A 20,391-nucleotide genomic window follows, 5' to 3' on the forward strand; every position below is an offset into this window, starting at 1 on the left:
CCGCCGTATGGGCGGCATCACGTCAAGTGGGCGCTTATTCGCGGTGACGCGCGGCAATACGTATCGGTATGTCGAGCCGCAGCCAGGAGGCTGGAGCATGAGCATCTGGTGGTCACTCCATTTGCGGCGCGAAGCTGCGAGCGTTCCGCTCGCCCGGCGCCTGCTGATGGGCACGATGGAGAGCGCGGGGGTGCACCCCGACGTCTCGTACGAGCTGTCGCTGGCACTCACGGAGGCCTGCGCGAACGCGGTGGAGCACGGCGGGGCCGTGGCACCCGGGGCGAGCGGGGGCGCGTACCGGGTCACGGCGTATCTGGACGGCGAGACCTGTCGCATCGAGGTCGCCGACTCCGGCCCTGGCTTCCCGCCGGGCCGTATCCGCATGTCCGCACGGCGCAGGGGCCGCCGCCGCACCCGGCGCCCGTCCCGCGCCCCCAAGTCCGTCGCGCCCGCCGAGCCCGCCGAGAGCGGCCGGGGCCTGTGTCTGATCCGGGAGCTCGCCGACCATGTGGACTTCGGCAACAAGCCGGGGCGCGGTGGCGCGGTGATCAGCTTCGACAAGGTGCTCAAGTGGCGGGAGGACGCGCCGCTCGTCAGCGCGTAGTCGGTCGTCAGCGCGACGGCGGGCTGCTGCTGGCGCTGTCCGTACGTCGACGTCGCCCTGCACGGCGGTGCCGAGCCCAACCTCGGCCCCGAAGTGCTCGACGGCACCGCCGAGTTCATCGCCTGGTGCGTCCTGCGCGCCCTCGACGCGGAATGACGCGGGATGATGCGTAATAACGCGGAATGGCGCGGAATCCGGAAGTGGCGGGGCCGGAGGCGCAAGGGCCGGTTCACCGCACTGTCGCCGCGTACACCTCGATGGCCGGCCGCGGCGCCCGGCCGAGCAGCGCGCGCAGCTGGTTGTCCGTGACCGACGTGCCGTCGAGGAAGCCGCCCGCGATCGCCGAGTAGGTGCTCAGGAGCATCGGCACCTGGAAGGGCAGGGCGTCGCCGGAGGCGGTGACGGCCTCGCGGGTCGCGGCGAGGGTGCCGGGTTCGTAGCGGCCTTCGACCGCCGCGGCCAGGTCGGCGCCGCCCAGGGCCTGTTCACCGACGAGTTCGTAGGTGCGGCCCGCGTGCGGGGCCGGGTCGGTGGCGACGCGGACGGCGACGTCGGCGAGGTCCTCGCGGGCGACGGCGGCGAGGCGGCCGTCGCCGAGGGGCGCGGCGACGGTGCCGTCGGGGCCCGGGGCGGCGATCGCGGCCAGGAACTCGGCGTACAGGCCGTTGCGGAGGACCGTCCAGTTCAGCGGGGAGCGGCGCAGTCTGCGTTCGGTCCAGCGGTGGGCGAGGGCGTACGTGAGGTGGTCGCCGTCGCCGCTGAGGCTGGTGTAGACGAGGTGGCCGACGCCCGCCTTCTCGGCGGCGGAGATCACGGCCTCGTGGCGGGCGGCGACGACGTCGTCCTCGGCGGCACCGGCCGAGATGACGAGCAGGGTGTCGACGCCGGTGAAGTCCAGAGACGACGGGTCGTCGAAGTCGACGCGGCGCTGTCCGGGGGCCGGGGCGCGGGTGCCGACGACGACGTCGTCGCGGTCGGCGAGGCGGGCGGCGACGAGCTTGCCGAGTGCGCCGGTGGCGCCGGTGATCATGAGCATGGGAATGTCCCCCGTCGTTCTGGTTTCCTGGAGAGCGGTCGGCGGTGCTCGCCGGGCCCGGGAAACATCGTGGTCGGCGGCGGACGATCACGTAAGGAGGCACTTCGATGTCAGCAGGGCACACGGCGGTAACCACTTCCGGCGCGCTCGCGGACAAGCCGGTGATCAGCTGCGAGACGCCGCAGGACGAGTGCGGGGTCCGGGACGTCCTGGACCGGCTCGGCGACAAGTGGTCGGTCTACGTGGTGGTCGAACTCGCCTCCGGAGTCCTGCGGTTCAAGGAGCTCCAGCGCCGCATCCACGGCGGCATCTCGCAGCGCATGCTGACCCTGACGGTGCGCCGTCTGGAGCGCGACGGCCTGGTCAAGCGCACCGTGCACCCCACGATCCCGCCGCAGGTGGAGTACGAGCTGACGGAGATGGGCCACAGCCTCACCCACCTCGTGAAGTCCCTCGCGGACTGGTCGATCGCCCACCGCCCGGCGATCGCCAAGGCGCGGGAGAAGTACGACGCGCGGTCCGCGGCCGACGCCTAGCCGTCCCCGGCGGGGCCCCGCTCCGCTTCTTCCTCCGCCGCCGGTGGCAGCACCCGGCACAGTGCCTCGATCGCCGCCGCGTACCCGTGCTCGGGCGGTGTCGCGTACCCGACCACCAGGCCGTCCGGCGCGTGCGTGGCCGCCTCCGGGTGCCGGTAGCCCGACAGGCCCTCCAGGGCGACGCCCTGCCACGCGGCGGCCTTCACGGCGGACGCCTCCGTGCCGGGCGGCAGCCGCAGCACGGCGTGCAGGCCTGCCGCGATGCCGGTGACGGAGATGTGCGGGGCGTGTTCGGCGAGGGTGGTGACGAGGTGGTCGCGGCGGCGCCGGTAGCGCTGGCGCATGCGGCGGACGTGCCGGTCGTAGTGGCCGGAGTCGATGAGGTCGGCGAGGGTGAGCTGGTCCAGGACGCTCACCCAGGCCTCCCGCTCGCCCTTGGCGGCGACGACCGCGCCGACCAGGTGTTCCGGAAGAACCATCCAGCCGATCCGCACGGCCGGCGACAGGCTCTTGCTCACCGACCCGACGTACACGACGTGTTCGGGGTCGAGGCCCTGGACGGCGCCGACGGGCTCCCGGTCGTAGCGGAACTCGCCGTCGTAGTCGTCCTCCAGGATCAGCCCGCCGTGCGTGCGGGCCCAGTCGACGACGGCGCCGCGGCGCGCGGGGTGCAGCGGCCCGCCGGTGGGGAACTGGTGCGCGGGCGTGAGCAGCACCGCCCGCACGGGCCCCGGCACGTCCGCCAACTCCTCGACGCGGGCGCCGTGTTCGTCCAGCCCCAGGGGCAACGTCCGTACCCGCGCCGCGTCCAGGATCGAGCGGTGGAAGCCGAGCCCGTACGCCTCCACGGCAACGGGGTCTCCTCTGTTCGAGCGGAGCCGAGAACGTGGGGAAGGCCCGCTCAGCGCCCCGCCGCCCGCGCCGCCACCGGGACCGGCGAACAGCAGCCGCAGGGCGTGTGCGAAACCGGAGCACACCACGATCCGGTCAGGATCTGTCCTGGTCCCGCGCACCCGCGCCAGGTACGAGGCGAGCGCCCGGCGCAGCTCGATCCGGCCCTGCGGATCACCGGGCCCGAAGGCCTCGTTGGGCGCGGCGGTCAGCGCGCGGCGGGCGGCGGCGAGCCAGGCGGCGCGGGGGAAGGAACCGGCGTCCGGCTGGCCCTGGACGAGGTTGTGCGCGGGCTTCGCGGGGACGTTCGGCGAGCGCTTGGGCACGCGGACGCGGGGCGGGGGCGCGGTCCTGCCCCGCGCTCCCGGCTCCGCTCGAACAGGGGAGACCCCCAGTGCGACGCGGGTGCCCGAGCCCTGCCGGGCGGTCAGCCAGCCCTCGGCGACGAGTTCGGCGTAGGCGTCGGCGACGGTGTTGCGGGCGACGCCGAGGTCGGCGGCCAGGGAGCGGTACGGGGGCAGGCGGGTGCCGGGGGCGAGGCGTCCGTCCTGCACGGCGGCGCGCAGGGCGCGGATGAGCGCGGCTCTGCGACTGCCGCCGCCGGACAGCTCCAGGTGCAGGTCCCTGCCGACGCTCTCCGCCGAATTGACCCAGGATTCCGCCATGGAAATGCACCCTACCCGTGGTCTTTGACCGCCGTAGATTCATGGTCATGACGAACAGCACGACGCACACCGTGTCCCACGAGCCCGTTGCCCGCATCGACTTCGCCAAGACCGCCCCGAAGGTCTTCAAGGCCGTCATCGGCCTGGACGCCGCCGCCCGCGCCGGACTCGACCCGGCCCTGGTGGAACTGATCCAGATCCGTGCCTCGATCCTCAACGGCTGCGCGTACTGCCTGCACATGCACACCAACGACGCGCGCAAGGCGGGCGAGAGCGAGGACCGGCTGCACCTGGTCGCCGTCTGGCGCGAGGCCAGGAACTTCTACACCGCCAAGGAGCAGGCCGCTCTCGCCCTGACGGACGCGGTCACCCTCGTCGCCGACGCCGGTGTTCCGGACGCCGCGTACGCCGAGGCGGCGGCGCACTTCGACGAGGCCGAGCTGGCCCAGGTGATCGCCCTGATCCTCGCGATCAACACGTGGAACCGGATCGCCCTCAGCACGGCGAAGGTGGCCGGTACGGACGAGCGCGAGGGCTGAGCGCCCTCGGCGCTCCTGCCCTCGCTACCGGCCCCGGCTGTCTGCTGCCCGCCGAGGGCTGATGTGCGGGCATCGGCCTGCGGCCTCGTCCTCAAACGCCGGACGGGCTGAAATCGCCACCGCCGCCGGACGGGCTGAAGCAGCCCACCGCGCCGCGGGCCCCATCGCGTACGAAGCCCCCAGGATCACCCCGCCAAGGAGCAGCCACCCCGGCGCCCCCCACTCCACCAGGAGCGTGGCGAGGACCAGGGGGCCGAGGGTGCGGGCGACGGTGACGCCGGTGCCGAAGAAGCCCTGGTACTCGCCGATCCGGCCGGCGGGGGCCAGGTCGAAGCCGAGCTGCTAGGAACCGGCGGACTGCAGCATCTCGGCGGCGAGCAGCACCACGGACGCGGCGACGAGCACCGCGGCGGCCGTCCACGCCCCGCCCGCGGCGGCCGACAGGGCGAACACCGCGCACGCGGCCAGCATCAGCACGCCGGACCTGCGCACGGCCCGCACCGCCGTCGGGATCCCGGAGACCGACCGTGCCGTACGCACCTGGAAGGCCATGACACCGACGGTGTTGAGGACGAACAGCGCCGAGACGAGCCACGCGGGGGCGTCCGTGCGCTCGGTGAGCCACAGCGGGATGCCGAGGCTGAGCAGCGGCATCCGCATCAGGAGCACGGTGTTGAGGAGGGTGACCAGCGCGTACGGCCGGTCCCTGAGCACCGCGAGCCGCTCGCCCGCCACCGCCGCCCTCGGCGCCACGGCGGGCAGCCGCCACAGCACCGCGGCGCACACCACGAACCCGGCGGCGTCCAGCGCGAACACCGAGAGGTACGCGGCCTCGCTGCCCTGGTGCAGCGCGATGCCGCCGAGCCCGGCACCCACGGCGAGCCCCGCGTTCAGCGTGGACTGGAGGTGGGCCAGCAGCCCGGTGCGCTCCTCCTTGGCGACGAGCCCGGCCAGCAGCGCCTGACGTGCCGCGGAGAGGCCCGACTGGGCGGTGGCGTACACGAGGGCGGCGGCCACGAACGGCACGAAGTCGCGGACGACGAGGAAGGACGCGACGGCGGCGCCGGTCGCGAGGGCCAGGAGCACGGCCGTGCCGCGCGGCCCGCGCCGGTCGGCGAGCCGCCCGAGCGGCACCCCCACGACGGACCCGACGGCCCACGCGAGCGTCAGCCCGAGCCCGATCCGCGCCGGGGCGAGCCCGACGACGTGCGTGAAGTAGAGGGCGGACGTGACGTAGTACGCGCCGTCGCCCACGGAGTTGGCGAGTTGCGCGAGGGCTAGCTGCCGCGCGGGGCCGGGGGCCGGAAGGAGGCGGGATGTCGTCATGCCCCGAACATTAGGAAGCCAGTGGCCCCCTCAAGTGGTCCGCTTCCCGCATCCATTCATGGGCCAATTCGACGCTTCCCTGGCCGCCTCGACGCTTCCCCGGAGCAGCGAAAAGCGCCGGACGGGCTGGTCCAGCCCGTCCGGCGCTCGGGGGCGAGCGCGGCGCGCGATCTGCCGCGCCCACGCCCTGGGTCAGCTCTTCAGCTCGGCCATCCAGCGCTCGACCTCGTCCGACCGCCGGGGCAGCGCGGCGGACAGGTTCCGGTTGCCGTCCTCGGTGACGAGGATGTCGTCCTCGATGCGCACGCCGATGCCCCGGTACTCCTCGGGCACGGTCAGGTCGTCGGCCTGGAAGTACAGACCGGGCTCGACGGTCAGGCACATGCCCGGCTCCAGGGTGCCGTCCACATACGTCTCGGTGCGCGCGGCGGCGCAGTCGTGGACGTCCATGCCGAGCATGTGACCGGTGCCGTGCAGCGTCCAGCGGCGCTGGAGCCCCAGTTCGAGGACCCGCTCGACGGGACCCTCGACGAGCCCCCACTCGACCAGCTTCTCGGCGAGCACGCGCTGCGCGGCGTCGTGGAAGTCGCGGTACTTGGCGCCCGGCTTGACCGCCGCGATACCGGCCTCCTGGGCCTCGTACACGGCGTCGTAGATCTTCCGCTGGAGTTCCGTGTAGCGGCCGTTGATCGGCAGCGTGCGGGTGACGTCCGCGGTGTAGTACGTGTGCGTCTCCACGCCCGCGTCGAGCAGGAGCAGCTCGCCGGAGCGGACGGCGCCGTCGTTGCGCACCCAGTGCAGGGTGGTGGCGTGGGGGCCCGCGGCGCAGATGGAGCCGTAGCCGATGTCGTTGCCCTCGACGCGGGCGCGCAGGAAGAACGTGCCTTCGATGTAGCGCTCGGAGGTCGCCTCGGCCTTGTCGAGGACCTTCACGACGTCCTCGAAGCCGCGCACCGTGGAGTCCACGGCCTTCTGCAGCTCGCCGACCTCGAACTCGTCCTTGACGAGGCGGGCCTCGGAGAGGAAGACGCGCAGCTCCTCGTCGCGCTCGGCGGTGACCTTGTCGGTCAGGGCCGCCTCGATCCCGGCGTCGAAGCCGCGCACGACGCGGACGGGCCCGGTGGCCTCGCGCAGCGCGCCGGCCAGCTCGCGGACGTCGGAGGCGGGGATGCCGTACAGCTTCTCGGCCTCGGTCAGGGAGTGGCGGCGGCCGACCCACAGCTCGCCCTGGCCGTCGAGCCAGAACTCGCCGTTCTCGCGGTCGGAGCGCGGAAGGAGGTAGATCGTCGCGTCGTGCCCGCCGGCCCGGTTCGGCTCCATGACGAGGACGCCGTCCTCGGTCTGGTTGCCGGTGAGGTAGGCGTACTCGACGGAGGCGCGGAAGGCGTACTCCGTGTCGTTCGAGCGGGTCTTCAGGTTGCCCGCGGGGATCACGAGGCGCTCGCCGGGGAAGCGCGCGGAGAGCGCGGCGCGGCGGGCGGCGGTGTGCCCGGCCTGCTCGATCGGCTCCAGGTCGCGCAGCTCGGTGTCGGCCCAGCCCGACTTCATGTTCTCGGCGAGCTCGTCGGAGACACCGGGGTAGAGGCCGTTCTTGCGCTGCTTGATCGGCTCTTCTTCGGTCTCCACCAGCTCTTCCGGGGTCTCCGGGTTGAGGGCGTCCGACACGGTCTGCCTCCTGATTGACGGCTCTGTACGACTCTGGACCCCCTCCATCGTACGGTCGTACGGAAGGGGGCCCAGGGGCGGAAGACCTGTTACCGCGAAGGCTCACGGGCCGTGCGCGAGGCGTCACTCGAAGCGCGCCGCGAGCAGCACCACGTCCTCCTCGCTCGCCGCGGCGGACGCACTGTCCAGCCCCTCCGGCAGGACCGTGCGCAGCACGTGGTCGGCGATCTCCCCGGGGTCGTCGCGGGCCGCCTTCGGCACGCTCGCGGCGGCCGCGTGCAGCCGTGCGAAGGCCCGGTCCATGGCGTCGCCCGTGCGCTGAAGCAGCCCGTCCGTATAGAGAAGCAGCGTTTCTCCTGGCTCCGGGCGGATGTCCACGCTGGGCGCCTCCCAGCAGGCGAGCATGCCGAGCGGTGCCGAGAGGGACGTCTCCACGAACTCCGTGCGCCTCTCCCCGACGATCAGCGGCGGGCTGTGCCCGGCCCCGGCGAGGACGATCTTGCGCTGGGCGGGCTCGCAGAAGGCGAACAGCGCCGTCGCCGACCGCGCGGGTTCGGTGAGGCGGAGCAGCAGCTCCAGGTCGGAGAGGACGGCGACGGGGTCCTCGCCCTCCATCACCGCGTACGCCCGCAGGGAGGCCCGCAGCCGTCCCATCGCGGCGACCGCGCTCGGCCCGGACCCGGTGACGGAGCCGACGGCGAGGCCGAGCGCCGCGTCCGGCAGGGGCAGCGCGTCGAACCAGTCGCCGCCGCCGCGCGGCCCCGTGCTGTGCCGGGCCGCGAGCTGCACCCCGGCGACGCGGGGCAGCCGCGGGGGCAGCAGTTCCGCGCGCAGGGTCGCGGTCGTGGAGCGGGCGCGGTCGAGTTCCACCAGGCGCGCCAGGTGCTCGGTGGCGTACTGCAGGTAGCGGCCGGTGAGGTGCCGCTGCCGCTCGGCGGGCTCGGCGGGCTCGTCGTACAGCCAGACCACCGCGCCGACGCGGCCCGCCGAGTCGGTGAGCAGCGGCAGGGCGTAGCTCGCGGCGTACCCCAGGCGGACGGCGACCTCGCGGTGGCGGGGGTCGAGGGTCTCGTCGGCGAGGAGGTCCGGCTGCACGATCTCGGTGACGGGGGTCGCGGCGGGGGGTGCGGACTCCGCCGCGCCGGGGGTGGCTGCGGCGGTGGCGTCGAGGAGGCGCCCGAAGGAGGTGGCGGCGCGGGGCACCGTCTCCAGATGGCCGAGGTCGGCGCGGGCGAGGCCGAGGCCGACGGTGGTGGTGGGGCCGAGGCCGTCGGCGGGCTCCAGGACGACGAGGCCGCGGCGGGCGCCGACGAGGGCGGCTCCGGCGCGCAGGAGTTCGCCGAGTGCGCCGTCGAGTGCGGCCGTGCGGGACAGGCGTTCGTTGAGTTCGTGCAGCGTGGTGAGGTCGGAGACCCAGCCGGCCAGGCGGTCCTGGATCAGTGCTCCTGGGGCTCCCTGGACGCCGGAGGCGGCAGGGGCTCCCTGGGCGGACGGGGCAGTGTGGGCCGGTGGCGGAACAGTGGAATCGATTCCGGCCACTTTCGGGAGGTGCGGGGCGTTCATGGCTGACGGCTTTCCGGCCAGCGCGTATTGCTCAATAGCATCGCAAACCCCCTGTCATTCTGCGCCGCTAGCAATGTCTCCACATCTACACGCAGGGGAGAGGGGATGTCCAGCATTGTCCTGCAAGGATTCCTGGTGTCCAGTGGGACGGGAGTGAATTCCGGGAACTGTCAGCGATCTTGAGAACTTGTCTGAAAACTGTTGCAGGGAACGGCATATTGCGGTCGACTGACATTGTTCGAAGGAGCGTCACAGCGGTCGCGATGGGTACGTACTCGGTGATGGTCAGGGGCAGTTGCGGGACGCCCGGAACCTGGCGGCGGACCCGAGCGTCCTAACCCACGGCGGCCGTACCCCATCCTCCCGCGGCACGGGCGGCAAGAATTACGCGGGACGGCAAACGCCAGGCGCCGCCACCCCTCGCCACGTCAACGCTCGGCCCATAGGGGAGCCCCATGCCGCAGGCTGGGGTGTGATGCGCCAGCTTGTACGCACCTGTACGCACTTGCATGCACCTAGTACGCGCACCTCGTACGCACGTCGATAGTGATCCACACATGGTGTGATGTGGCCCGAAGTGTCCCTCTGCGTGTAACGGAAAGGAACGAGCGCTCATGCGCGAGATCCTCGGAAGGCGACGCAGGCTCCTGTCCTGGCGAATCGGTAGGAAGTCTGACCAGAGTCCCGCTCTGCTCGGCGCGGCCATCACCTTCGCGACCGTGTGGCGCTGGCCCGTGCTGCCCGGCGTCGGCATCGACAGCCAGGTCAGGCGTGGTATCGACACCGAAGGCGACCGGCGCTGCGCCTGCCCCGACCCCGAGTGCGGATTCCCCGGCGCCCATCCGCTCGACCCCGGACTGCTCGCCGCGACGACCGACGAGCGCATGGTGCGCTGGTGGTGGACCAACCGCCCCGGCGCACCGGTGCTCCTCGCCACCGGCGGCCGCGCCCCCTGCGCCGTGAGCCTGCCCGCCGCGGCCGGCGCGCGCGCCCTCGCCGCACTCGACGACGCGGGCATCAGGCTCGGCCCGGTCGTCTCCACCCCGGCCCGCGTCTTCATTCTCGTCGCGCCGTACTCGATGGAGCAGTTGGGCGCTCTTCTGTACGCCAAGGACTGGGTCCCGGGCTCACTGCGCTTCCACGGCGAGGGCGGGTACGTGGCGCTGCCGCCCTCGGAGACGGGCCAGGGCCAGGTCCGCTGGGAGCGCGCGCCCCTGCAGGGCTCGGCCGCGCCCTGGGTGCCCGACGTCGAGGCCGTCGTGGACGCGGTGGTCGACGCCCTCACTCGTACGGGTGTGAGCGCCCCCGAGTTGTAGGGCATTGGGCGCGCGGCGAACGCTCCGCGCGCCCGCCGTCGTTATCTTCGGGCCATGCACCCGCGCCCGGCTGTGAACCCCCGCCTGCTCGCGCTCCTGGGAGTCGTGGCCGTCGCGGTGCTCGTGCCGCTCGCCGGCGCCTCCGCGGGGCCCGTGCTCCATGACTCCGTACGTGACGACGCCGTACGCCATGACGCCGCACGCGACGACTCCGCACGCGACGACTCCGCACGCGACGACGCCGCACGCGACGACTCCGCACACCATGACGCCGCACACCATGACTCCGCACGGAGCGACGACGCCAAGCGTCCCGGGCTCCCGCCCTCGCCCCCGCCGTCCCGGCCCGCGGCCGCGCCACCGTCCCGGCCGCAGGACAAGCCCCGTGACGCCGTCGCTCCCGCGCGCCCCGCGCACGACGCCGCGCCCCCGCGGGAGACCACCGCCCGGTGCGGCCCCGAACTGTCCTCGCCGCACGGCGTGGAGGCCCAGACCTGCGTCCTGTCCCAGGCCGGCGACACCTGGGCGCGTACCTACTACCGCAACGCCACGGGCGAGGCGCTGAAGGCCGTTCTGAGTGTCATGGGGCCGAAGGGGCGCACCGTGCAGATGCACTGCGCGGTGGGCGCCGACGACGAGCCGGCGGTGTGCGAGACGCCCCGCGAGCGCACGGCGGGAACGGCGGCGCGGTACACGGCGGTGGCGGAGTTCGCCCGTGCGGGCGGAGCTGCGCTGCTGCTGCGCTCCGGCAGCAACTGAGCGGTGTCCCGGTGCAGTTGGGACGGTTGTCGGCCGCCGGACGGCCACCAGGTGTGCACCGGGCACAGAAACGCCCGGTTGCTGGCGACGGGGGATGCACCAGCAACCGGGCTACCTGAACGGTAACAAGAGATCGGCGCTTGGCAAATTCGATCTCAGTTATCCGGACAGGGATTTACCTGTGACCAAGGGGAGTTGTGACGGGAGTCACGCGTTCCGTTCCGACTGACTGGTGGGTCAGTGCGAACGGCTCGCGCGCCGCGGCCCGGGATCCCCGCGAGGTCAGCTGAGGGTGACCTGTCGGTTGGTGAGGCCGCCGCGCGCCCTGCGCTCTTCCGGAGTCAGCGGCTCCGTCGCCGCGAGCGCCGTCGCGAGGCGCGACGCGAACTCGGCGGCGGGCTGCTCGATGTCCGCGGCCCCCATGCCGCTCGGCAGGTCCCACACCGGCACCGTCAGACCGTGCGCGCGGAAGGAGCCGACCAAGGGGGTCCCCCCTGCTCGAGCGGAGTTGAGAGCTTGGGGGAGGGTGCCCTCGCCGAGGCTCGACGTGCCGGCCGCGTGCAGCCGCGCGAGCGCGTCGAGGAGCTGCTCCTCGGGGTGCGGCATGACCCAGCGCAGGTGGTTCTTCTCCGGCGTCTCGCACCAGTAGGCGGCGTCCACGCCGGAGAGCTTGACCGTCGGGATGGCGGCGGCGTTCGCCCGCTCCAGCGAAGCCGACACCTCCGGCGTGGCGTTCTCCGCGTCCGGCACCCAGAACTCGAAGCCGGGGTGCACGACCGGCTCGAAGGCGCTCTTCTCGTCGATGAGCTCCTGCAGGCGCGGGCCGTCCCCGGGCGCGCGGCGGCCGGGGACCGGCTGGCCGGGCTCGGTGACGAGGGCCCGCTGGAGGGTGTCGGCGAGGTCGCGGCTGATGTCGCCGGAGGAGGTGTCGTTCTGCAGGCCGAGCAGCACCGAGCCGTCGTCGCGGCGCAGCGCGGGCCAGGCCATCGGAAGCACGGTCGCCAGCGTCACGGAGGGCACGCCCTCGGGGAGGCCGTCCTTCAGGGTGAGTTCGACGGTCGCCGCGGGCACCAGCTCGCGCAGGGCCACCCAGTCGCACTCGCCGGGCAGGCCGTCGAAGGGGCGCTGCACCAGTTCGGTCACGGCGTGCGCGGCGGCCCGGCCGTGACAGGCCTTGTACCGGCGGCCCGAACCGCAGGGGCAGGGTTCCCGGGCGCCGACGACCGGGACCTCGCCGTCCTTGAGCTGCGGCTGCTTGCCCTTGCTGCCCTGGTTGCCCTTGGTCTGCGGGCGCTTCTTGGCCATCGTGGGTGTCTCCCGGTTACGGCTCGCTTGCGTACGGGCGCGAGCCTAGCCGTTCGCCGCCGGGGGCCTGGGGGACCGGGTGCGGCCCCGCTGTCCGCGGAGTCAGTCCGCTGCCGCGTCAGTCCACTCCCCGCGGTGTCAGTCCACGCCCCGCGGTGTCAGTCCACTGCTCACGGTGTCGGTGCCCTGTCCGCGGTGTCAGTCCACGTCGTCGAAGGGGTCCGTGATGCCGAGGTCGGATATCGCGGCCGCCGACGGCGCGGCGACGCGCGTAGCGAAGTCCTCGTGGCGGTGCCCGGACTGCACCAGGGCCCAGACGGTGACCTCGCCGCGGATGTCGTCGCGTACTCCCCATGCCTCGGCGAGGGCGGTGATGATGTTGAGCCCGCGGCCGCCGTGGGCCGTGACCGAAGGAGTGGCCGGGATCGGGCGGGTCGGACCGCCGCCGTCCGTCACTTCGACCGTGAGCCGACCGGTCTTCTCGACGCGCCACGCGGCGCGCACGTCTCCGTCGTCTCCGTCCCCGTTGAGCCCCTCGCCCAGCGGCCTGCCGTGTCGGCAGGCGTTGCTGAGGAGTTCGGAAAGGATCAGTACGGCGTCGTCGATGACCGACTCCGACACCCCGTGGCCGCGCAATTGATCGCGCATCCGGTGTCTGGCTTCGCCCACGCCCGCAGGACCATGGGGTACGGCCATGCTCGACGACGTGGGCACCTCCTGTGCCACCACAAACGCCACCCCCGAGACCTCCTTTGCCCCACGCCACGGTGTGAATGCCCCAATGGACTGGACCGGAAACCGGCCAACACCGCGATGGTGACGCACTCGACACGGTCGCATACGCACCGAACGCGCCGGTGCACTCCCCGTAATGGGCGTCAGGCGCGGCCGAGTTGGGACAGCACCTGCTTCGGGCGGTTGGTGATGATCGCGTCCACGCCGAGCCGGGCGCACAGCTCGACGTCGGCGGGCTCGTTCACGGTCCACACGTGCACCTGGTGCCCGGCCCGCTTGAGCTTGGCGACGTACCCGGGGTGGTTGCGTACGATCCGGATCCCCGGGCCCGCGATCCGCACGCCCTGCGGGAGGCGGCCGTCGCGGTGGCGGGGCGAGACGAACTGCATCAGAAAGACGGTGGGCAGCGTCGGGGACGCGGCCCGCACGCGGTGCAGCGAACGCGCCGAGAAACTCATGACGCGGACGGGCGAGGGGCCGTCGGCGGGCGGCGCGTCCAGACCGAAGCGCTTCAGCAGGTGCAGCAGCCGCTCCTCGACCTGGCCCGCCCAGCGGGTGGGGTGCTTGGTCTCGATGGCGAGCTGGACCCGGCGCCCGGAGGCATTGTTTTCAGCCACGAGCTCAAGGAGCCGTTCCAGGGTGAGGACAGAGGTGTCGCTGGGGTCGGCGGGGTCCTTCCCCTCGTCCCAGTCGGGGCCCTCGGTGTCTTCGGGGTCACCGGGGTCTCCGGGGCCGCCGCGGCTCTTCCAGGAGCCGAAGTCGAGGGCGGCGAGGTCGGCGAGCTCCAGGGCGGAGACGGCGCCGCGGCCGTTCGAGGTGCGGTTGACGCGGCGGTCGTGCACACAGACGAGATGGCCGTCCGCGGTGAGCCGTACGTCGCACTCAAGGGCGTCGGCGCCGTCCTCGACCGCCTTCTTGTACGCGGCCAGGGTGTGCTCCGGGGCGTCCTCGGAGGCTCCGCGGTGGGCGACGACCTGGATGTGGGGCTGTCGTGCGTGGGTCACCGCGTCATCGTGCCATCGCTGACCGGTTGCGCCTTCCGTATGGGTGGGTTTCGCCCGCCGTGAACGCACAGCATCGGCTTATGGTGCCCTGACAGCCCATGGGAAAAGCTGACTGAAGACAAAACTGAACCGAAACGCAAAACTGAACCGAAACGATCGTCTGCTGCTCTCAGGCCGTGACCGAGTACGACAGCGTGGACCGAGGAGAAGAAGCTGTGAGCACCGAGAACGAGGGCACTGAGGTACCCCCGGCCCCGTCCGCACCCCCCGTGCCGGTGGATACTCCCGCTGCTTCCGCCCCCGACGCCCCGGCGCCGAAGCCACCGGCGGACGAGCCCGCCGCGTCCGCGACCACCCCGGCGGACGCTCCCGACGCGAGCACGCCGCCCGCGTCGGCTCCGGCTCCCGCCCCGGCCCCGAACATCCCCGATCCGTACGCCCACACGGCAGGGCACGCGGGCGGGGGCCAGCAGGGCGCCGGTCAGCAGGGCGCCGGCCAGCAGAGCGGCAGTCAGACGGGCGGCGGATACACCCAGGCGGGTCAGCCCGGCGCGGCGTACGGCCAACAGCCCGCCCACGCGCAGGCTCCGGCCCACGCCACGCCCGTCGCCTCGCCGTCCGGCGCGTGGCCGCCGCCCCCGGCCGTGCCGTCGTACGCACAGGACGGCGCCGGGTCCGGCGGTTCGGGCTGGGGCGCGTCGTGGACGGCGGAGCAGCCGGCCGCGCCGAAGCCGGGTGCCCGGCGCGGCGGTCTGGTCGCGGCGGTGCTCGCGGCGGCGCTGGTCGCGGGCGGTGTCGGCGGCGGCCTCGGCTTCTGGGCGGCGGACCGCAACGACGACAACAGCACGGACTCGACGACGGTCTCCGCGTCGGACAGCCCCGCCGACCTCAAGCGGGAGCCCGGCTCGGTGGCGGGCATCGCGAACAAGGCGCTGCCGAGCGTCGTCACCATCGAGGCCCAGAGCGGCAGCGGCGAGGGCGGCACGGGCACGGGCTTCGTGTACGACAAGCAGGGCCACATCCTCACCAACAACCACGTGGTGGCGTCCGCGGCCGAGGGCGGCAAGCTGTCGGCGACGTTCTCGAACGGCAAGAAGTTCGACGCCGAGGTCGTGGGCCGCGCCCAGGGCTACGACGTCGCGGTCATCAAGCTCAAGGACAAGCCCTCGGACCTCGCCCCGCTGCCGCTCGCCGACTCCGAGAAGGTGGCCGTCGGCGACTCCACGATCGCGATCGGCGCCCCCTTCGGCCTGTCGAACACGGTCACGACGGGCATCGTCAGCGCGAAGAACCGCCCGGTGACCTCCAGCGACGGCGGCAGCAGCAAGAGTTCGTACATGAGCGCGCTGCAGACCGACGCGTCCATCAACCCGGGCAACTCCGGCGGCCCGCTCCTGGACGCCCGCGGCGCGGTCATCGGCATCAACTCCGCGATCAAGCCCGCCGACAGCGGCGGCATGGGCGGCGGCCAGTCCGGCTCGATCGGCCTGGGCTTCGCGATCCCGGTGAACCAGGCGAAGAACGTGGCACAGCAGCTGATCAAGACGGGCGAGGCGACGTACCCCGTGATCGGCGCCTCGGTCTCCCTGGCGAACACCTCGGACGGCGCCGTCATCTCCGACCGTGCCGCCGGCGGCTCCGGCGCCGCGGTGGAGCCGGGCGGCCCGGCGGCCAAGGCGGGCCTCAAGTCCGGCGACGTCATCAAGAAGCTCGACGACACGGTCATCGACAGCGGCCCCACCCTCATCGGCCAGATCTGGACCCACCGCCCCGGCGACACCGTCAAGATCACCTACGAGCGCGACGGCAAGGAGCGCACCACCGACGTGGTCCTGGGCGCACGCAAGGGCGACAGCTGACCCGCTACTCTTGACCCCGCGCCCGCGGCCGATCACCGGCCGCCCGGCGCGGGGTGGGTTGCCCGAGCGGCCTAAGGGAACGGTCTTGAAAACCGTCGTGGCGCGAGTCACCGTGGGTTCAAATCCCACACCCACCGCAGGCAGGTCAGGGACCTAGCAGGTCAGAAGGGGTGCAGCTCTCCGGAGCGGCACCCCTTCCGCATGACCTTGTCTCACCCTGGCTCGCCCGTTTCCCACCCCTGACCAGTGCGTGCGGCCAACCTGCGGCCAGGTGTCAGGACGGCGGAACCCTAGCTCTCGAGCCGCTGCTGATTCACACAGAAATGCGGTCTATCGAAGCGTCCGGCTAGTAGCTACGTTTGGAACGTCTCCGTCTTCTTCGTAGGGGGAAGGACCGGCCTGCCTGGGCGGCGTGCCCATGTCGGCAGGCCGGTCCCTGCACCGAAAGGAGGGGAGACATGGCCGACGAACCGTCGACCAAGCGGGCGAAGATCTTTCGGGAACTTGCTTCACGTGTGGCGGTAGCTCTGAGCGTTCGCGCTCTATGGGCTGTCATTGTGGAGCTCGTTCGCGGCGACGATCTTTGACCGCACCCGGCGCGATGGGGTCTCCCCCTTCCCACGCGCCGGAACCATGAATGACTGGTGCGGTTTGCGCGGCCATCCACGAGTCTGTTGGTGACTATCCCGGTCCTTCGGCGTCGCTTTCGTGCTCGGCCAACCCTTGCTCGATCAGCGCGTTCATCTTCGCTTCCTCGCCGTCCAGCACCTTGGCGTAGTAGCGCTGGAGGACGGCGACGCTTTGCCCCGCCCGGCGGGCCGTCTCGGCGAGGCTCACCCCGGAGCGGAGCCAGAACGACACGCATGCATGCCGCAGGTCGTACGGAATCGCGGCCAGCGGAGAGGCCACCTGCGCGGCCGTGAGCGCCTTCCGGCGAGCTTCCTTCCATACGGCGCCGTACTCCTGAGACCGGACCGGCCCGCCGCGTACAGCGCTGAACAGTCGCCCCTCTGCCGTAGTGCCGCACGAGCCCAGGTGAGCACGCAGGATGTCGACCAGCACCGGCGGAATGGGCACCGGCCGGACCGCCCGGCGGGCCCGGTGCTTCAACTGCCGTTCCTCGTAGGGCTTGCCGTCGTCCGTCCACGCGGAACCCACCTGCGGCCGGGCACCGGCGAGCAGGAGACGCCCCCACCCCTCGGTGGGAAGGTCACACTGGTCGGCGCTGAGCATGGAGACTTCCTCAGGCCGCATGGCGGCATAGTAGATGCACGCGAAGTACGGGCGCCGTACGCGCGGATTGCTGCCCACTACGCGGAGCTGATCGCGTCCGGTGAGCTGCCGCCAGGGTCGCTTCTGCCGAGCATCAAGAACCTCTCCGAGGAGTGGAGCGTGAGCACCGCGACGGCTGAGAAGGCCCTGCGCAAGCTCCGCAACGAGGGCCTGGTCAGGGGCATTCACGGCATCGGAACGGAGGTTCTGGACCGGTCGGCCCCGATGTCTTCGGGATCTCAGCGCCAGGACCGGGGGCACCGCACCGGGTCGAGTTGGGGATCAGGTGAACGGTCTGACTCGCACCAGGCGGCGGTAGTCCCGGCACCTACGGATGTAGCTCAAGCCCTGGACATTGAGCCTGGCTCCGAAGTCATCCGCCGACGCCGCGTGTACAGGGACCGACACGGCATCGTGGCGCACAGCACCTCGTGGATCCCCATTCAGTACGGGAAGTTGATCCCCCAGTTGGCAAAGAGTGAGCGCTTGACCGGGGGAACGTCGCTCCAACTCATCGCCACGGCAACCAGCCGCCCGATCAGTCATCGGATCGACACGGCCTCTGCCCGTCTGCTGACAGCCGAGGACGCACAGCTTCTGGAGTTGGACCCCAGCAACCCGCCTGTAGAACCTTCAGTCGTGATGACAGCGAAGTTCGTCGACAGCGAGGGCAGCGTGGTGGAGTACGGCGTCGACCTTGGCGGCCCCGGCCGGACCTGGCGAACGGAGTCGGAGGTCTCCGAGTGACGGTCATGGATGACACGCTCATGAGCGTGCTTGAAGGTCGCCTAGACGCATTGCTCTCGGCTCGCCATAGCGGCCCACTCACACTCGAAGCCGAAGCGGAGACGGCCGCCATCTCTCGGACCTTGACGAAGCCGATGCCTACCCGTCCGCCACGCTGTGTCCTGATGGCAGGGCTCCCCGGCTCCGGTAAGACCACGCTCGCCCGTGTCCTAGCCGCTCGTGGGTTCATGCGCCTGTGTCCGGATGAGGAGATGTACCGCCGCCACGGTGTGTACGGGGTGGACTTCCCCGGGGCACCTTCCCCGCCCTTGAGCGGCCGGTCCTTGAGGATGTCGCGGTTGAACTGCGGAAGCAGCTTCTCGCAGGGCGCGATGTTGTGGTGGACCACGGCTTCTGGACCCCGTAAGACCGCGCCCGGTGGAGGACCATCGCGACCGACGCAGGTGCCTCTTCAGAGCTTGTCTATTTCGCAGCAAGCCATGACGAACTCTGGTCCCGAATCAGCCAACGCAACGAGTTCTATGCGCACGACCCCAATGCGATCTTTTTCTCTGAGAGCGACCTTCAGCGATACCGCACTCGCTTTGTGCCCCCAGGAGCTGACGAACCACACGTGACATACGACGGTGACCCTGCGGGTGTGTTCGCGGCCATCGACGCCGAGTAGGGCTTGTCGTTGGCCTACTCCAGCAACAATCCCTTGCCGTCCCCTGGACCAGCCCGCGTGTGCGGGGACCACTGCTGCGCCATCAACAAGTTGAACGTCGTCATGGGACCACCCCCGCATGCGCGGGGACCACAGCATGCCAGGGTGGCTAATCCGGTAAGCGGTGGGACCACCCCCGCACGCGCGGGGACCACGTCCCACTCGGCCTCGATCTCGGCCTGTGACAGGGACCACCCCCGCACGCGCGGGGACCACACTTCCTGTAAGACGCCATTTCGTTTGGTGTGATCTTGCGGCAGCCTGGGACGGTGACTTCTTCGCTTGTTGAGCGAATGGCTCCAGATGATCTGTGGGAGCTGTTCGAGCGGGTGGTGCCGCCGGCGCCGGAGCGTCCGCAGGGCGGCGGTCGCCGTCGGCATGGGGACCGGGAGGTGCTGGCCGCGATCATCTTCGTCGCCACCTCGGGCTGCACGTGGAACCAACTGCCGCCGGGCTTCGGCCCTTCGGGAGTGACCGCTTTCCGCCGGTTCACCGAGTGGTCCGAGGCGAGGGTGTGGGCCAAGCTCCATCGCCTTGTCCTCGATGAGCTCGGCTCCCGCGGTGAGCTGGACTGGTCGCGCTGTGCGATCGACTCAGTCAGCGTCCGCGCCCTCAAAGGGGCGGCTGACGGGACCGAATCCGACCGACCGCGGCAAGAGCGGATCGAAAATCCACCTGATCGTCGACCGTCACGGCCTGCCTCTCTCGCTCGGAATCTCCGCCGCCAACCTCCACGACAGCCAGGCCCTCATCCCGCTGGTCCGCGGTATCCCGCCCGTCCGCTCCCGCCGCGGCCCCAGGCGTCGGCGGCCCGCCAAGCTCCACGGCGACAAGGGGTACGACTACCCCCACCTGCGACGCTGGCTCTCTTTACGGCAGATCACCCACCGCATCGCACGCAAGGGCACTGAGTCTTCCCAGCGCCTGGGTCGGCACCGCTGGGTCGTGGAACGGACGGTGTCCTGGCTGTCGGGCTGCCGCCGACTCCACCGCCGATACGAACGCAAGCCCGAGCACTTCCTCGCCTTCACCGCCATCGCGGCAACCCTCATATGCCATCGCAGAATCGCCAAATGAAATGACGTCTAAGTTCCTGCCCCTGCGCACACTGGGACCACCCCCGCACGCGCGGGGACCACAGGAGCTGACCAGGCACGTTAGCTAGACCGACCCCGCTTTTTGCTCGCTTTGAGAGAAGCGGACATTTCATCCCCTTCTGCATCCCAGTAGCTGACGCATGAAGAGTATCCAGGCCGGATCCGGCCCGGGTGTGGCCAACCTGCGGCCAGGTCGCCCGCGTTCTGTGACTGTGGCATGCGGTCTCAGCAGGTCAAGGCCCATACTCGTCACGCCGAGTTGGCGGTCTTGGAAACCGTCGTGGCAGCGATGTCACCGTGGGTTCAAATCCCACACCCACCGCAGGCAGGTCAGCGTATGAGCTGGTCAGAAGGGGTGCCCCGATTCCGGGGCGCCCCCTCTTCATGACTTCACGGGCATCTCCTGAGTGCGCGACGTCCTGATCGAGCGAGGGCACCCGAACCATGGGTCGGTGCTGGTGGAGCAACTGGCCCATGCGTCGCGGGAAGACGCGCAGAGGGGGCCGTTGAAGAAGCAGACGGGGCCGTTGAGGAAGCGGCGCCGAGGCCGACCAGCCCGCAGCCGGAAGAGTCGCGAGGTGCCGGCACGACCGCAGCCAAGCGAGAGGTCAGGGCCAGTCAGGGGCGTCTTTCTGGCTCGACAGGTCCCCGTGGCCCTCTCCCCAGTGGTTGACCCAGCGCACTCGCCGCATGCGTAGCGGCCGTTCGGACCATCCACTTGCGTGCCGCACCGTCGACAGAAACGTTGTGGTGATCTCTGCCTCGG

General features: G+C 71.4%; 17 protein-coding genes, 1 tRNA gene and 1 pseudogene. 10 read left to right on the forward strand and 9 right to left on the reverse strand.

Going from position 1 to position 20,391, the window contains the following annotated elements; genetic code table 11:
* The first annotated feature begins 97 nt into the window (after positions 1-97).
* A complete protein-coding gene (locus QUY26_RS20025; RefSeq protein WP_289948617.1) occupies positions 98-604 on the forward strand; it encodes an ATP-binding protein in 507 nt (168 codons plus the stop codon).
* Positions 605-833: 229 nt separating this feature from the next.
* On the opposite strand, the gene QUY26_RS20030 is transcribed toward QUY26_RS20025, so the two are convergent.
* A complete protein-coding gene (locus QUY26_RS20030; protein WP_289948619.1) occupies positions 834-1,640 on the reverse strand; it encodes an NAD(P)H-binding protein in 807 nt (268 codons plus the stop codon).
* A 107-nt stretch (positions 1,641-1,747) separates the two neighbouring features.
* On the opposite strand from QUY26_RS20030, the gene QUY26_RS20035 reads away from it, so the two are divergent.
* Positions 1,748-2,176: a winged helix-turn-helix transcriptional regulator gene (locus QUY26_RS20035; protein WP_289948622.1), complete on the forward strand. Its 429-nt coding sequence runs from the start codon at positions 1,748-1,750 to the stop codon at positions 2,174-2,176.
* Here the strand turns inward: QUY26_RS20035 and QUY26_RS20040 are convergent.
* Positions 2,173-3,732 carry a PLP-dependent aminotransferase family protein gene (locus tag QUY26_RS20040; protein ID WP_289948624.1) on the reverse strand — a complete coding sequence of 520 codons (1,560 nt, stop codon included), beginning with the start codon at positions 3,730-3,732 and terminating at the stop codon, positions 2,173-2,175. The genes QUY26_RS20035 and QUY26_RS20040 overlap by 4 nt on opposite strands.
* Before the next feature lie 41 nt (positions 3,733-3,773).
* Here QUY26_RS20040 and QUY26_RS20045 point away from each other — a divergent pair, with 41 nt between their 5' ends.
* Positions 3,774-4,271 (forward strand): carboxymuconolactone decarboxylase family protein, encoded by a 498-nt coding sequence (locus tag QUY26_RS20045; RefSeq protein ID WP_289948626.1) that lies wholly within the window; start codon positions 3,774-3,776, stop codon positions 4,269-4,271.
* A gap of 24 nt (positions 4,272-4,295) precedes the next feature.
* Here the strand turns inward: QUY26_RS20045 and QUY26_RS20050 are convergent.
* The 3 genes and pseudogenes from QUY26_RS20050 to QUY26_RS20060 all read right to left on the reverse strand — a co-directional run bounded on the left by QUY26_RS20050 (position 4,296) and on the right by QUY26_RS20060 (position 8,825).
* Positions 4,296-5,597, reverse strand: a pseudogene (locus tag QUY26_RS20050) (MFS transporter).
* 192 nt (positions 5,598-5,789) lie between these two features.
* Positions 5,790-7,310 (reverse strand): aminopeptidase P family protein, encoded by a 1,521-nt coding sequence (locus QUY26_RS20055; protein ID WP_289948628.1) that lies wholly within the window; start codon positions 7,308-7,310, stop codon positions 5,790-5,792.
* 75 nt (positions 7,311-7,385) lie between these two features.
* Entirely contained in the window at positions 7,386-8,825 is a 1,440-nt protein-coding gene (locus QUY26_RS20060; protein WP_289948629.1) for a PP2C family protein-serine/threonine phosphatase, read from the reverse strand.
* Between the two features lie 614 nt (positions 8,826-9,439).
* Between QUY26_RS20060 and QUY26_RS20065 the strand changes: the two genes are divergently transcribed.
* Together QUY26_RS20065 and QUY26_RS20070 are read left to right on the forward strand one after the other, a co-directional pair.
* Positions 9,440-10,141 carry a bifunctional DNA primase/polymerase gene (locus QUY26_RS20065; RefSeq protein WP_289948630.1) on the forward strand — a complete coding sequence of 234 codons (702 nt, stop codon included), beginning with the start codon at positions 9,440-9,442 and terminating at the stop codon, positions 10,139-10,141.
* Positions 10,142-10,195: 54 nt separating this feature from the next.
* On the forward strand, positions 10,196-10,900 hold the full coding sequence (locus tag QUY26_RS20070) for a hypothetical protein (RefSeq protein ID WP_289948632.1): 705 nt from the start codon (positions 10,196-10,198) through the stop codon (positions 10,898-10,900).
* 282 nt (positions 10,901-11,182) lie between these two features.
* Here the strand turns inward: QUY26_RS20070 and QUY26_RS20075 are convergent, their stop codons facing one another.
* The 3 genes from QUY26_RS20075 to QUY26_RS20085 form a co-directional block, all read right to left on the reverse strand.
* The gene (locus QUY26_RS20075; RefSeq protein WP_289948634.1) at positions 11,183-12,205 is read right to left on the reverse strand and encodes a DUF5926 family protein; all 1,023 of its coding nucleotides are present in this window, start codon (positions 12,203-12,205) and stop codon (positions 11,183-11,185) included.
* Between the two features lie 198 nt (positions 12,206-12,403).
* Positions 12,404-13,045 carry an ATP-binding protein gene (locus tag QUY26_RS20080; protein ID WP_436840369.1) on the reverse strand — a complete coding sequence of 214 codons (642 nt, stop codon included), beginning with the start codon at positions 13,043-13,045 and terminating at the stop codon, positions 12,404-12,406.
* A 38-nt stretch (positions 13,046-13,083) separates the two neighbouring features.
* A complete protein-coding gene (locus QUY26_RS20085; RefSeq protein ID WP_289948636.1) occupies positions 13,084-13,944 on the reverse strand; it encodes a glycerophosphodiester phosphodiesterase in 861 nt (286 codons plus the stop codon).
* A 215-nt stretch (positions 13,945-14,159) separates the two neighbouring features.
* Between QUY26_RS20085 and QUY26_RS20090 the strand changes: the two genes are divergently transcribed.
* From QUY26_RS20090 to QUY26_RS20100, 3 genes are all read left to right on the forward strand, one after another.
* The gene (locus tag QUY26_RS20090) at positions 14,160-15,803 is read left to right on the forward strand and encodes a S1C family serine protease (RefSeq protein ID WP_289948637.1); all 1,644 of its coding nucleotides are present in this window, start codon (positions 14,160-14,162) and stop codon (positions 15,801-15,803) included.
* A 52-nt stretch (positions 15,804-15,855) separates the two neighbouring features.
* Positions 15,856-15,940: transfer RNA gene (locus QUY26_RS20095), tRNA-Ser, on the forward strand.
* Positions 15,941-16,261: 321 nt separating this feature from the next.
* Positions 16,262-16,390 (forward strand): hypothetical protein, encoded by a 129-nt coding sequence (locus QUY26_RS20100; RefSeq protein ID WP_289948638.1) that lies wholly within the window; start codon positions 16,262-16,264, stop codon positions 16,388-16,390.
* A 94-nt stretch (positions 16,391-16,484) separates the two neighbouring features.
* Here QUY26_RS20100 and QUY26_RS20105 read toward each other — a convergent pair whose 3' ends face one another.
* Entirely contained in the window at positions 16,485-17,036 is a 552-nt protein-coding gene (locus QUY26_RS20105) for a hypothetical protein (RefSeq protein WP_289956428.1), read from the reverse strand.
* A 27-nt stretch (positions 17,037-17,063) separates the two neighbouring features.
* On the opposite strand from QUY26_RS20105, the gene QUY26_RS20110 reads away from it, so the two are divergent.
* Both QUY26_RS20110 and QUY26_RS20115 read left to right on the forward strand, forming a co-directional pair.
* Positions 17,064-17,822, forward strand: coding sequence for a GntR family transcriptional regulator (locus tag QUY26_RS20110; protein ID WP_289955851.1), 759 nt, complete (start codon positions 17,064-17,066; stop codon positions 17,820-17,822).
* 999 nt (positions 17,823-18,821) lie between these two features.
* A protein-coding gene (locus QUY26_RS20115) for an IS5 family transposase (protein WP_436840517.1) occupies positions 18,822-19,605 on the forward strand; the annotation gives its coding sequence in 2 pieces (ribosomal slippage) (positions 18,822-19,156 and positions 19,155-19,605; 786 coding nt in all).
* Positions 19,606-20,391: the final 786 nt, after the last annotated feature.

Source organism: Streptomyces flavofungini, from assembly GCF_030388665.1.
Taxonomy (GTDB): Bacteria; Actinomycetota; Actinomycetes; order Streptomycetales; family Streptomycetaceae; genus Streptomyces; species Streptomyces flavofungini_A.